7 protein-coding genes are annotated in these 13,671 nt (G+C 40.2%); 4 read left to right on the forward strand and 3 right to left on the reverse strand.

Annotation, left to right across the window (positions count from 1 at the left end; all coding sequences use genetic code 11):
- Nucleotides 1-7 precede the first annotated feature (7 nt).
- The gene (locus AC5NT5_RS07520) at nt 8-2,422 is read left to right on the forward strand and encodes a glycoside hydrolase family 15 protein (protein ID WP_494513138.1); all 2,415 of its coding nucleotides are present in this window, start codon (nt 8-10) and stop codon (nt 2,420-2,422) included.
- 250 nt (nt 2,423-2,672) lie between these two features.
- On the opposite strand, the gene AC5NT5_RS07525 is transcribed toward AC5NT5_RS07520, so the two are convergent.
- The 3 genes from AC5NT5_RS07525 to AC5NT5_RS07535 form a co-directional block, all read right to left on the reverse strand.
- Complete coding sequence (locus AC5NT5_RS07525; RefSeq protein WP_182672685.1) at nt 2,673-4,580, reverse strand: alpha/beta hydrolase family protein; 1,908 nt, start codon at nt 4,578-4,580, stop codon at nt 2,673-2,675.
- Nucleotides 4,581-4,652: 72 nt separating this feature from the next.
- Complete coding sequence (locus tag AC5NT5_RS07530; protein WP_182681374.1) at nt 4,653-7,838, reverse strand: TonB-dependent receptor; 3,186 nt, start codon at nt 7,836-7,838, stop codon at nt 4,653-4,655.
- Nucleotides 7,839-8,112: 274 nt separating this feature from the next.
- On the reverse strand, nt 8,113-9,129 hold the full coding sequence (locus AC5NT5_RS07535) for a LacI family DNA-binding transcriptional regulator (protein WP_024596123.1): 1,017 nt from the start codon (nt 9,127-9,129) through the stop codon (nt 8,113-8,115).
- A gap of 290 nt (nt 9,130-9,419) precedes the next feature.
- On the opposite strand from AC5NT5_RS07535, the gene glk reads away from it, so the two are divergent.
- From glk to edd, 3 genes are all read left to right on the forward strand, one after another.
- On the forward strand, nt 9,420-10,412 hold the full coding sequence (gene glk, locus AC5NT5_RS07540; RefSeq protein ID WP_182681373.1) for a glucokinase: 993 nt from the start codon (nt 9,420-9,422) through the stop codon (nt 10,410-10,412).
- 38 nt (nt 10,413-10,450) lie between these two features.
- On the forward strand, nt 10,451-11,464 hold the full coding sequence (locus AC5NT5_RS07545) for a LacI family DNA-binding transcriptional regulator (protein WP_002959752.1): 1,014 nt from the start codon (nt 10,451-10,453) through the stop codon (nt 11,462-11,464).
- 334 nt (nt 11,465-11,798) lie between these two features.
- Nucleotides 11,799-13,649 carry a phosphogluconate dehydratase gene (edd, locus tag AC5NT5_RS07550; RefSeq protein WP_182751924.1) on the forward strand — a complete coding sequence of 617 codons (1,851 nt, stop codon included), beginning with the start codon at nt 11,799-11,801 and terminating at the stop codon, nt 13,647-13,649.
- Nucleotides 13,650-13,671: the final 22 nt, after the last annotated feature.

Consider the following 13,671-nt stretch of genomic DNA (forward strand, 5'->3'; position numbering starts at 1 on the left):
ACACACAATGAAAAAATATAACCTTATAACCGCCTCACTTTTAACGTTAGGTTTAACCGCTTGCGGCGCTCAAAACACAAGCACAACTAACGAAAGTACCACAGCACAGGTTAAATCGGCACCAGGCGCCCCAGGCACAGAGCCTTTTTGGGCTTATGCGGGTAAAACCGGTATTGGTACATCGTACGAGCAATACCAAAACGGCCAATACAGTGATTCAGCTGCAACGGGCGATGTATCTAAGGTGTGGTTTTCAATTGCTAAAGGTATGATCACCGAAACCATGTTTGGGCTTATTCACCAAGCTCAAATAAAAGACATGCAATTTATAGTAACAGGTAAAGACTTTACCGTTAGTGAAGCTGATGATTTAGATGTCACCATTGATTACTTACATAAAGATGCACAAGGTCGCCCACTTTCTCTGGCTTATAAAGTAATTAGCACTGATAAACAAGGGCGCTTTAGCCTAGAAAAACACATTTTTACTGACCCAGATGGGCAAACATTATTTGTACGCAGTGTATTTAACACTGAGCTTGAAGGGCTAAAAGCATATGTGTCTGTTAATCCGTATATTAATAATAACGGGCTAGGTGACTTTGCTAAAACAACAGAGCAAGGGCTTGTCGCATGGGAAGACGATAACTATTTATCACTTCAATCCTCATCACCATTTAAAGCAAAAACGGTAGGGTTTACAGGTGAAAGCGATGGTATTAACACACTTAAAACTACGCAATCTATAAATACACAATACACAAATACCGGCGATACAGCAGGTAATGTAAGCATGCTTGCAGAGCTTGGCGAGATAAGTGCAAATACTACCTTTGATTTAGCCCTTAGCTTTGGCAAAACGCAGCAGCAAAGTATAAAGCAAGGCGAAAAAAGCTTAGCAAAAGGGTACCAAGCGGTGCTTGAACATTATAACGGTAAAGGTGAAGCGCTAGGCTGGGAAGATTACTTACAAAGTCTAAAACCGCTTAATACCATGGTTGAACAAACAGCCGATAACGGAAAGCTTTTATACACAAGCGCCATGGTTTTAAAAGCACAAGAAGATAAAACACACGCAGGGGCATTAATTGCTTCTCTATCTAATCCATGGGGCGAAACGGTTTCGGCTAAAGAGGGCTCTACTGGCTATAAAGCGGTATGGGTGCGCGATTTTTACCAAGTAGCCATGGCATTTATGGCGCTCGGCGATACCGCCACCGCAAAAACAGCATTCGAATACCTTGAAAAAGTACAAGTAAACAGCAAAACACCGGCAAATAACGGCGATACAGGCTGGTTTTTGCAAAAAACGCACGTAGATGGTGAGCTTGAATGGGTCGGCGTACAGCTTGACCAAACAGCTATGCCTATCATGCTTGCCTGGAAGTTACATAAAGCCAATGTACTTAGTGATGAAGAACTAAAAAGCTGGTACGGCAAAATGTTAAAACCAGCTGCTGATTTTTTGGTTGATGGCGGCCTTGCTAAAATTTTATGGAACGACACGCAAATTACACCACCGGCAACCCAACAAGAGCGTTGGGAAGAGCAAAGCGGTTATTCGCCTTCGACTACTGCAGCAATAGTAGCTGGCCTTATTACAGCCAGTGATATTGCAACACTAAGTGGCGATGATACAAACGCAAAGCGCTACTTAGATACAGCTAAAAAATACAGCAGCGATATTGAATCGCAAATGTTTACCACTAAAGGTAACTTAAAGGGCGAGAATAGCGATGGCGAATACTTTATTCGTATAGGCCAAGATACCGATGCAAACTCAAACACTAAAATTAACGCTAATAATGGCCGCGAAGGGTTTAATAAAAAGCAAATTTTAGATGGCGGTTTTTTAGAGCTAGTACGCTATGGCGTACGCGGTGCAAATGATGAAAGCATCGTTAAAACACTACCTGAGTACGATGACGAAACACTAGAAGATAACCTACAAGTTAAATACAGCTTTAGCTTTGACGACGGCAGCGGCACATTTGCAGGCTACCGCCGCTATGGTAATGATGGCTACGGCGAAGATGAAGTAACGGGCACAAACTATGCCGAGGGTGGCAGTAATACACCAGGCCAACGTGGTCGTGTATGGCCATTTTTCACAGGTGAACGTGGCCACTATGAAATAGCAGCAGCTAACGCAAACAACGCCTTTGATGATGCTAAACAAGCGCAAATTAAAAATAGTTATGTTAAAGGTTTGGAGCAATTTGCCAATAAAGGGCTAATGCTACCAGAGCAAGTATGGGATGGCGTTGGTGTAAATAAAGCAGGTTATGAGCTAGGCGAGGGCACAAACTCAGCAACGCCACTTGCATGGACACATGCAGAATACATTAAGCTTGTACGCTCACTCAGTGATAAACAAGTATGGGATTATTATCCAGTGGTTGGCGAGTCACTTAAAGACTAATATAAAGCAAGCTGCAGTTATTAAAAAGGCTTCTAAATAAATTTAGAAGCCTTTTTTACTATTCAGTTATTCTGTATTTAAACTAACATGAATCAGCAATAATACTTAATTATTTGTTGGTAATAACTAGATAACGAAATTTTTATCTTGTTATCAGTACGATTTTCTTACCTCAAAATAGATCACCTAATTAGGCGATTTGATATGAAGGGTGCTCTTCATATGAAATGAATGCCACCCTTTTATTACATTATTTGAGGCCACATTTATTATCAAACCAAGATAACAACTCTGTATAAAACTCTTTTTTATGATCGTAGAAAAGCGTATCAGAAAAGTGATCAGCATCTTCTAGCTCAATATATTTAAAGTCTTTTTTGTACTTTTCAAGCTCAGATACAAAGTCTCTACTGTGTTTTACTGGAACACGACTGTCGATATCGCCATGTACAACCAGTATAGGAATATTTACTTTATTTACTTGCTCTACAGGAGAGACACCAGTAATAGTAGGGCGTTGTAAGATACTTAAAAAGCGATTTTCGTTAAGAGTTGCATTGATACGACTCAAATCACTTACACCCGCACCGGCAACAACACATTTATATATGTTGTTTTCACGCATAGATGCAGCAAATGCAGCATAACCACCATAACTCCAACCAAATAAAGCAAGCTTATCTTTTGTTGCTAAACCTTTATCTATTAAATATTGTGCGGCGTCGTCTAAATCATCTTGTTTTTTCAAGCCCCAGTTATTATCACCGGCTACCCAATGCTCCAAACCGTAACCTGTAGAACCTCGGTAGTTTGGTTGAATAACTACGTAACCATGATAGGCGAGTAACTGTGCCCAGTCATCAAATACAACAGAGTCACGAACCCAAGGACCACCGTGAGGGAGTACTATTGCGGGGTAAGGACCTTTAGTTGCAGGAATAGTTACGTATGCTTTTATTTTACGTCCATCTCTTGCTTTATAGGAGATATATTTAACGGATCCCAATTTGCTTTTATCAATAAACGGAAGGCGATCACCAATCTTAGTTAACTTCTGTTTATTAGTAACAATGTAATAGCTGCCAGGGTTATCGTCAGCAGATACTCTCACTACTAATACATTATCGTTATCAGAGCTACTGATGATTTGTACAAATTTACCTTTAAATAAAGACGCAACAGATTCGTTAAGTGCTTGCAGGTTAGGATCTGTGAAATAAAACTTAGGTTGCTTAGTTGTATAGCGAAAGCCTTGTAAGGTGCCGTCGGTATCAAGTATTACACCATCGGTATCTACAGACTTAAGACCAAATTGACGTTCAGAATACTGACCTGTTTTAATATTATAAATATAAATGCCAGTCGTATTTTCGCCTAAGTTGGCATTAACATAAACTTCGTTAGGGTTACCTTTCGCAAACCCTAAAATCTCAAAGTTTTCACGCTTTTTAGGACTAACTTGCTTAATTACTTTCCAATCATCATTACCTTTATCTCGGGCATAATAATCGATTGCGTTATCAGACTTATTCCAACCTTGGGCTATTCTTATTTCACCGTCGTAATCAGAAACGAATGAGCCTGATACTTTTTCATTTCCGCGCATTACAGTAACGCTTCGTCCAGTATTAATATTAAAGCGCACTACATCTGGAATGTAGTTATTATTAATATCAACCTCTACTAATACTTCATCTTTTTTGTCAGGAAGTATATTTATTATATTAAATTGAACATTTCGTTTTTTCTTAAATGGTAATAGCCAGTCGCCTTTACCATCTGCATCGGTTATTGCAAACTTATTAACCCAGTATTTGCGACTTCCATCTTCTAATATTTGCCTAAACATAACGCCAAGTTTTTCATCGTTTAACCATACGATTGAAGATATCAGCATTTTATCAGCGCCTAATCTTACAGGCTCTGCATCTAGGTTATTTGGATCTCTTATCTCAATTATATAGTCACCATTTTTAGTAGTCGCTCTTAAAATAGCAAGCTTCTTACCATCAGGTGATGCTACAACACTGCGTATAGCAGATGACATTGAGAAAGCATCAATACTGCTTACTTGTGCCGCATCTTCAGTTTCGCTATTAGCAAAAGAAGATAGGCCTAGTAGGGTTAATCCTACTAATATTCTTTTTTTAAATTTCATTTTTATTCCCTCAAAAAAAATGGCCTAAAATTTTAGGCCATCTGGATTGAATATTTACTCAGCCAATTCTAATTAAAAAGAAGCTGTAAAACTGATGTATGGGCTACGACCTGAAGTGTCATAACCAACACCTAGAGGGATATTAGTGTTTGAAAAAGAACCACTTGGATCTACTTTAGGAGGAGCTTCATTAAACACGTTACGAACACCAAAGTTCACTTTATAAGCATCGTTAGACCAGGTCATACCGATGTTATGTACAAAGTAGTCATCGGTGAAACCAACTGGGCGACATTTAAGTGCTTCACCGTTTGCGTCAGTTAAACCACGACAACCTGCAGTGCCTTCTTCAAATTCTCCTAAATCATCCTCATCTTCACGACCTTTACCGATGAAACGCGTTTCCCAGTTAAATCTAAAATCAGAGTATTTAAGTTGTAAGCGAGCGGTACCACGCCATTCTGGAGAATCTGGTTCGCCCATATTGTCATCAATAGTACCAAGCACGTCAAAAACTTGTTCTGTCATGCGAGTAGCTTGAAGATCTAGTGTAATACCTAGGTTTTCTTCTGCGATTACTGTATCTGTTTCAAAGTAGATATTGTAATCAAAACCTTTAGATGAGATTAAACCAATATTGATAAAGCTAGCATCAACTAAATCAATTTGACCATTTTCATCACGCCCGATACGGCTACAGAAAGCATCATTACCATCAGCAGAATAACACTGACCAATACTGTAACCAGCGCTTGGTTCTGCAATACTATTCGTTACTTCAATATCAAAACGAGTTAATGACATTGTTAAATCAAATGCATCAGTGAACGGTTGTTCAAAGATAAAACCATATGTTTTAGCCACTGATGTTTCAGGACTAAGCTCAGTTGTACCGCCAGTTTCAATCTCAGCGCTGTAAGCTGCAGTGTATGAGTCAGTTCCATTTTGACCTAAACCAAGAGTAGTTGGATCAATACCTGATGCTTGACAAGCGTTTAGTACAGCTGTATCACGTGTTTCTTCAGCTGCATTATATGTAGCTGCTGAACCTGGGTTCAATGGGTCGATATTACGAGCATCTTCTGGAACAACACATGGATCGGCAACTGTATTAAAACCAGACGTACCGTTTAAGAAACGCTCGCGTAGGTTAGGTGCTCTGTACGAAGTACCTTTTGTTGCACGTAGAGTAAACCACTCAACAGGACGGTAAATTGTTTTAAGACTATAAGTTGATTCTGCATCGTAGAAAGATTCTTCAGAAACACGGCCAGAAGCTGTAAATGTAAGTTCTTCAGCGCCTTTAACACCTTTAAGTAAAGGGAATTCAACTTCTGTGAATATTTCCTTTAAGTTACGTGAGCCATCAGCGCCTTGGTCAGCAAAATAGCCCCATAGTAAGCCTTGAGATGCAGCAGCATTTGGATTTGATTCAATTTCATCACGACGATATTCAACCCCAACGATACCTGCAACAGTTTCGTTGTTCCATGGTAATGCGAAGAAATCACCACCCATGAATGCATTGAAAACAAACTGGTTTACTTTAGTTTCGATATCGCGGTCGATAAATAAGTAAGCAGCTTCTTCAGGTGAAAGCGTACCGCCACCTTCTTGATAAATACTATCTGCAAATAAATTAACAGGAACACATCCATCAGAACCGGTACCACAGGTAACAGTACCATCATCATTAAGAACAGCGGTTTCTAATGAGTTAATTAAGCGCTCTTCATCAATACCAACACGGTGGTCAGTACCTTTTGATGCGCTGTACGATACAGATGCGTCGTAGTACCAATTGTCTAAGCCGATGTTTTCAAACATACCAAGATTACCAGTAACACCAGTAACTAAGCGATATTGTGAAACTTCAACCTCAGTTTGATCACGGTCACCACGAATATTGATGATTGGCTGAACGGCTTCTGGTCCACCAGGGCCCACACCTAACACGCCAAAACAGTCAATACCGTTTGTTCCACAAGGGTTATATGGGTTTGATGCCGCTACTTGTTGGAATATCTGTGCACCTGGGCTAAAAATTGGTGATTTACGACTAGCGTATAAACCTTCGTAGTAGAAAGTTGTATCGTTATCATCTTGGAAGTTATATTCACCATTAAGCATTAGTGAAATACGTTCATTTTTACTTCTGTAATCACCGCTTTTGTAGTAATCAGATTGTTGGAAAGCGTATAGAGGGTCTTGGAAATCAACGTCACGGAAACCATCGCCGTTACCATCTACAAATACACCATCATTGATACCATCGCCATCAAAATCGCCCGCTACCCATGAAGGTAAAAATCCTTCAAGACTTGATGGTACAGTTGATTCACTGAAGTTTGGAATACCAGTGTTTGTAAAGTCAGGTGTATAATAAACACTACCAAAGAAAGATGGTACGCTAATACGGTTTGTTAGAGGGAAAATGTCACATGAATCTTCACCGCTTGCTACAGGACCATAGCCACTGTTTCGGGTTACGATACTGCCATCTTCAGCTTCCCAAATACGCTCTTCACACCCTTTAACAAAAGGGTTGCCAGCTAAAGATTGAGATTTCTGTTCTGAATATTCAACACCAACGGTGATAAAACCATTATCCATGGTTTTGCCCCACATACCCGAAAGTACAGTTTCTTCACCGCCTTCACCTTTAGGTTGACGGTAAGATGCATCAAAAATAAAGCCTTCAACATCTTTTTTTAATATTACGTTAGCTACACCCGCTACCGCATCAGAACCATAAACGGTTGATGCGCCATCAAATAAATTCTCTACACGCTCAATCATTACACCTGGTATCAAGTTCAAATCAGGTGAAGTTGGCGCACCACCTACACCTGCGGGAGCCATTCTTCGACCGTTGATAAGTACAAGAGTACGCTCAGCACCTAAACCACGAAATCCGATTGTTGCAGCGCCTGGACCGTTATCTAGTACAAAACCACCAAATGTATTATCTATTTGAGCACCAGCCGCTTGGCTGGTTGACTGGAGCATTGAACCTGCATCGAATAAACCCATTTCACGAGATAAGTCACCGTTGATAATTTGAATTGGCGATGCATTTGAAAATTCGGCTTTTCTTATACGCGAACCTGTTACAACAATTCGCTCTGGCGCTTCTTCTTCTAGTTCAACGTCTGAGTTTAAGTCATTTTCCTGGGCTAGCGCGTTAGGCGCTAAGGCTACAGATCCTAGCAATAAAGAATATCTTATTGCATTTGATAGTGCTTTAGTTTTAAACATATGTAAATCCCTGAGATATTATTGTTATTTAAGCTATAAATCATAAATTAAACAAAGTGAAATATAGCATCACAATAAATTTACATTATTGAAACTAAATAGTAAATGCGGTTAATGGTGAGTAACTACGCAATAGGTGCTGAAACAGTCAGTTTTGGGCCTTAAAAGTGATTTTTTTCGCTAATTTTTTTTTAATTGTCTGTTTTTAAATGGTTTTCTTATTTGTAAACGAATGTGAATGGATGTAGTCGGCATATACATGGAAAGAGAAGGCTCAGCTTGACTTTCTAGGAATGAGAATAGGAGGCAACAGGGTGCTTTGAACTTCTTCACCACGTATCAGTTTTAATAGGTTCTCTACTAACATTTGCCCAGCAATAGTGGTGTTTTGCTCTATTGTAGTTAGTGGTGGGTTTACATAACTTGCAATGGCTATATTATCAAAGCCGACTACCGCAACATCTTTCGGCACGTTAATATTTGCTTCTTTAAGTGCGCGTATAGCCCCTATAGCAATTAAGTCACTTGCAGCAAATAAGGCGTTAAATTTAATATTATTAGCAATTAGTGAGCGTGTGGCGTGATAACCTGATTCTTCAGTAGATATAGCATTAGCCATTTTACGTTCATTTATTTTAACGTTGTTAGCCAATAGCTCATCTTTAAAACCCTGAAAACGACTAAAAAATTCGGGGCTGTGATCAGAAGCATCACCAATAAAAGCGCAATCAGTTCTGCTATGCGCAATAAAGTGCTCAGCGGCGAGCTTACCGCCACCGTAGTTATCACAACAAACAGTTAAATCGGGACGGTTATCTACCGTTGCACCCCAGCAAACAAACTTAGTGTTTTGTTCAAGTAAGGTGTTAAATTTTGGTTGGTAATCAATGTAATCGCCATACCCGAGTAAAATAATGCCATCAGCTCTGTGGCTGTCTTCGTAGTCTGCTTGCCAATCAGCACTGGCCGATTGAAATGAAACTAATAAATCGTAACCTTCTTTAGCGCAAGCACGGGTAATACTGCCAAGCATGGCTAAAAAGAAAGGATTTATTTGGGACTCGTCAGAAGTGGGATCTTCAAACAACAATAATGCAAGCGTGCTGCTTTGTTGAGTGCGAAGGTTACTCGCATTTTTATCAACTTTATAATTAAGCTTTTTGGCTATATCGAAAACACGCTTGCGTGTTTCTTCATTAACAAGGTGGCTGTTACGTAAAGCGCGAGATACAGTCGATTGAGATACCCCTGCATAGTGGGCAATATCAAATGAGGTGGCTTTACCTTTCATTGTTACAACTTAATTAATTTGATAAATAATTGTGTCATTTTCGTTTATTGATGAATAATTTCAAGCTTTTTGTGAATTAACGTATATTTTTATTGATAAATTCCTGACACCGGTGTCATAATGTCAGTGTTTTATCATTTTGTTGTCAAAACGTATTCGCTGTCTATATCTTTATAGGCAGCATTTTTTACTGTGATAGCTACTTTGAGGTGATAGCTCAAAGTATAAATAACAATGGTACACCATTGTAAAATAATAAGCATGAGTCGCTTAACAAAAGAGATAATACTATGAGCCCAAACGCTTCTGCCCAATTTGATCCCATCTTAGTTGCTGATGTCGGCGGCACTAATGCCCGCTTTGCTTTAATAACTGCTTTTAATGAACAGACTAACCAATTTATAATAGAGCACATTAATATTTTTCCTAGTGCCAATTTTGGTTCTCTTGAAAGTGCGCTTGAGCAATACTTACAAACAGTCCCGCATATTTCACCCAAACGCGCATGTTTAGCCGTTGCAGGGCCAATAAAAGCTGGGCAAGTGCATTTAACCAATCTAGGTTGGCATTTTAGCGTCAGTGAATTTAAAACTCATTTCGATTTACAGCAACTTGAAGTCATTAATGATTTTGCTGCCTTTGCTTACGCTGCACCTTACTTAGATCCTAAACAAAACGTCATTGTTAAATCAGGTCAAGCTGATGATAACGCAAACATTGGTGTTATAGGTCCAGGTACTGGTTTTGGTGCCGCGTGCTTAGTTAGAACGTCTCAATCTACCGCAGTGCTAAGTTCAGAAGGAGGGCATATATCACTTGCACCTGTTAATGAACTCGATACTTTATTATTAAATGAGTTACGTAAAGATCATCCCCATGTTTCTATCGAAACAGTTTTTTCAGGTCCTGGCATAACGCATTTATACAAAGCAATGTCTGCGGTTAAGGGTGTAACAGCTAAAAATTTAGATGCCGCACAGATTAGCAGCCTTGCAAATAGTGGTGAATGTGATGTGTGTGATGCAACCTTAAACCAGTTTTGTGATTGGATTGGCAGTGTTGCCGGTGATTTAGCGGTTGTTTATGGCGCGTTAGGTGGATTATTTATTGGCGGTGGAATACTACCTCGTATGCAAGCGAGACTTCTTGAGAGTCGTTTTGTTGAACGATTTTCGCAAAAGGGTATTATGTCGCAGTACGCAGGACAAATCCCTGTAACACTCGTAACACAAGACAACATACCGCTTATTGGCGCTGCTGCGTGTTTACACGATAGCAAATAGGGCTTTGGTCTTACAGGTTGTATTTGGATAATGGACAGATGAAAAAAGTAACCATAAATAGTGTAGCAAGCCATGCAGGGGTTTCTAAAAAAACCGTCTCACGCGTGTTAAACAATGAGCCTAATGTAAGTGCCGCCACCCGAGAAAAGGTGCTTGCGGTATTTAAAGAGCTTGATTACACCCCAAATCCAATTGCACGAGGTCTTGCTCAAAATCGTAGCTTTATTATTGGCTGTTTATACGACAACCCAAGTAAAAGTTATATTACCCGAGTGCAAACGGGCGCCTTAGAAGCGTGTAAAGAAAACAACTATAATTTATTGATACACCCTTGTGAGTTTCGTGGTGAAGCACTTATAAATAATATTGAGCAATTACTACAGACTTCTCGATTAGATGGCATTGTGCTAACACCTCCTTTTGGTGATTTTGCTGAGCTTGCTTCTTTTTTAAAATCTAAAAAAATTCCTTATGCAAGAGTTGCTTCAGCTTTACTACAAGATGATTCAATTTCAGTGCGTAGTAACGACGAGCAAGGCGCATTTGAGATTACCGAGCATTTAATTAACCTCGGTCATAAATCTATAGCCTTTATTAAAGGGCACCCGGATCACAGTGCCACGCAACAACGTTTTAAAGGTTACAGGCGTTCACTTGCAAGCCATGGTATAGAATTTGATGAGCGCTTAGTCGAGGAGGGTAACTTTAGTTATCACTCAGGTGTAGATAGTGCACGCAGCATATTAGATTTATCCCCTAGGCCAACCGCTGTATTTGCATCAAACGATTACATGGCGGCTGCCGTACTTAAATTAGCAACTCAGCGCCAATTAAAAGTGCCTGATGACATTTCAATAGCTGGGTTTGATAATGCGCCCATTGCACGTCATATTTGGCCTGGGTTAACAACGATTGCACAGCCGGTTGAAGAAATGACTAAACAAGCCGTAACGCAACTTATTTCACACATAGCTCAACCACAAGAGCAGCCGTATCAGGTAACGCTTGAGTCGCGCTTGATTACACGCGAGTCTACCTCAGCAATAAAATAGTGAGTTTAAAACACTTTCACAGTAGCCCGAATATGAGTGACGCTTATTCGGGCTTTTTTACTCTGAACTTGCTAAAACATGGTTTGTGCCTAAAAATCAATTAGGTCATTATTCGGTCATGTTAAAATATTAAACTATTTTTGTTACCCGGGGTTGACACCGGTGTCATTGCTGTGCGTTAATACAGTGACACCGGTGTCAGGGTTGTTGTGAGAGGCTCCCTGGTAGCGTACCTTTGAACGGGTAAATCAAAGATGCTCAGTACAGTTATTTACGTGGAGTCTGTAGTTGCTACTGAGCCTTTATCCTCTAACTAATAGAGATGAGTTAAATTATGTTACATCCTCGTATTCAAGAAGTTACCCAGCGCGTTATCGAACGCAGTAAAAATACCCGTCAAGATTATTTAGATCGCATTTCGCACGCAAAAAAACAAACAAGAGTTCGTGCCGGTTTAGGTTGCGGAAATATAGCCCATGTTATGGCTGCATGTAGCAGTGATGACAAAGCGCGCTTAAAGGCTGATGAGCAACCAAATCTTGCTATTATCAACTCATATAACGATATGTTATCGGCTCATGTGCCATACAAAGACTACCCAGATTTAATTAAAGACATTGCAACAAAATACGATGCTACAGCTCAAGTTGCTGGTGGCGTGCCTGCAATGTGTGATGGTGTTACGCAAGGGCGTGACGGCATGGAACTTTCACTTTTTTCTCGCGATGTAATTGCTATGTCTACGGCAATTTCCCTTTCGCACGATGTGTTTGATGGCGTTTTTTGTTTAGGTGTTTGTGACAAAATCGTCCCGGGTTTATTAATTGGTGCATTGTCGTTTGGTCATTTACCTGTGTTCTTTTTACCAGCAGGTCCAATGCAATCAGGTATTCCGAATAAAGAAAAAGCACGTATTCGCCAAAAGTTTGCACAAGGTTTAGTGAGCCGCGAAGACTTACTCGAAGCTGAAAGTGCGTCTTATCACAGCGCTGGTACATGTACGTTCTACGGTACTGCCAATTCAAACCAAATGTTGATGGAAATAATGGGCTTACACCTTCCAGGTAGCTCGTTTATTAACCCTTACACTGAGCTTCGCGATGGCCTTACAGGTAATGCTGTAGAGACAATGCTTAAGCAGCTTATAGATGATAAAGAAAGCCCGTGTTTAGCCGATGTGATCAGCGAAAAAACGATTATAAATGGTTTAGTGGGTCTGCTTTCTACAGGTGGTTCTACTAACCATGCTATCCATATTGTTGCGATAGCAAAAGCTGCCGGCATTCAGGTTACGTGGAAAGATATGTCTGACTTATCAGAAGTTGTACCACTTCTTACACGTATTTACCCTAACGGATCAGCTGATGTAAACCACTTCCAAGCAGCTGGCGGTATGGGTTTCTTAATGCGAGAACTAGCAAGCGCTGGTTACTTACATACAGACGTTAAAACAATGCTAGGCGATGGTTTAGCACCATACATGACAGAGCCTCGTTTAGATAAAGACGATAGCTTGATCATGAGCGACTCAACCGGCCCAACTAAAGTTAAATGGGTAGATTGCCCAGCAAACTCGCACGATGAAGAAGTACTTCGTCCAGTGAGTAACCCATTTAGTAAGCAAGGTGGTCTGCAACTTCTAACTGGCAACTTAGGTAAAGCTGTTATCAAAGTGTCAGCGGTTGCTGAAGAACATCAAACCGTTACTGCTCCTGCAAAAGTATTTAGCTCACAAAGTGCTCTTCAAGATGCATACACTCGTGGCGAATTAAACCAAGACTTTATTGCCGTTCTAAAAGAGCAAGGCCCTAAAGCGAAAGGTATGCCAGAGCTACACAAGTTAACGCCAGTAATGGCAACGCTTCAAGATGAAGGCTTTAAAGTAGCCATTGTTACTGACGGTCGTATGTCGGGTGCATCAGGTAAAGTACCTGCTGCTATTCACTTAGCACCAGAGGCAGTAGAAGGCGGCATTATTGCTAAAATCCGAGAAGGCGATTTAGTGACGCTTGATGCGCCAAACGGAATCTTAAAAGTACACGTTAGCGACGAAGAGCTTGCTAAGCGTGAAGCAGAACTTAGCCTGCCAAGTGCAACATTTGGTACAGGTCGTGAATTATTTACTGGATTTAGAAATATCGTAAGCAGTGCCGATTTAGGCGCGAGTGCTTTTGGACTTGAATAAATATTAGCCATACTGGGTAATG

It is taken from the genome of Pseudoalteromonas sp. J2K-J599, assembly GCF_059295115.2.

Coding starts and splice junctions, on each gene's coding strand:
- AC5NT5_RS07520 (WP_494513138.1), top strand. CDS start 8: ATGAAAAAATATAACCTTATAACCGCCTCACTTTTAACGTTAGGTTTA.
- AC5NT5_RS07525 (WP_182672685.1), bottom strand. CDS start 4,580: ATGAAATTTAAAAAAAGAATATTAGTAGGATTAACCCTACTAGGCCTA.
- AC5NT5_RS07530 (WP_182681374.1), bottom strand. CDS start 7,838: ATGTTTAAAACTAAAGCACTATCAAATGCAATAAGATATTCTTTATTG.
- AC5NT5_RS07535 (WP_024596123.1), bottom strand. CDS start 9,129: ATGAAAGGTAAAGCCACCTCATTTGATATTGCCCACTATGCAGGGGTA.
- glk (WP_182681373.1), top strand. CDS start 9,420: ATGAGCCCAAACGCTTCTGCCCAATTTGATCCCATCTTAGTTGCTGAT.
- AC5NT5_RS07545 (WP_002959752.1), top strand. CDS start 10,451: ATGAAAAAAGTAACCATAAATAGTGTAGCAAGCCATGCAGGGGTTTCT.
- edd (WP_182751924.1), top strand. CDS start 11,799: ATGTTACATCCTCGTATTCAAGAAGTTACCCAGCGCGTTATCGAACGC.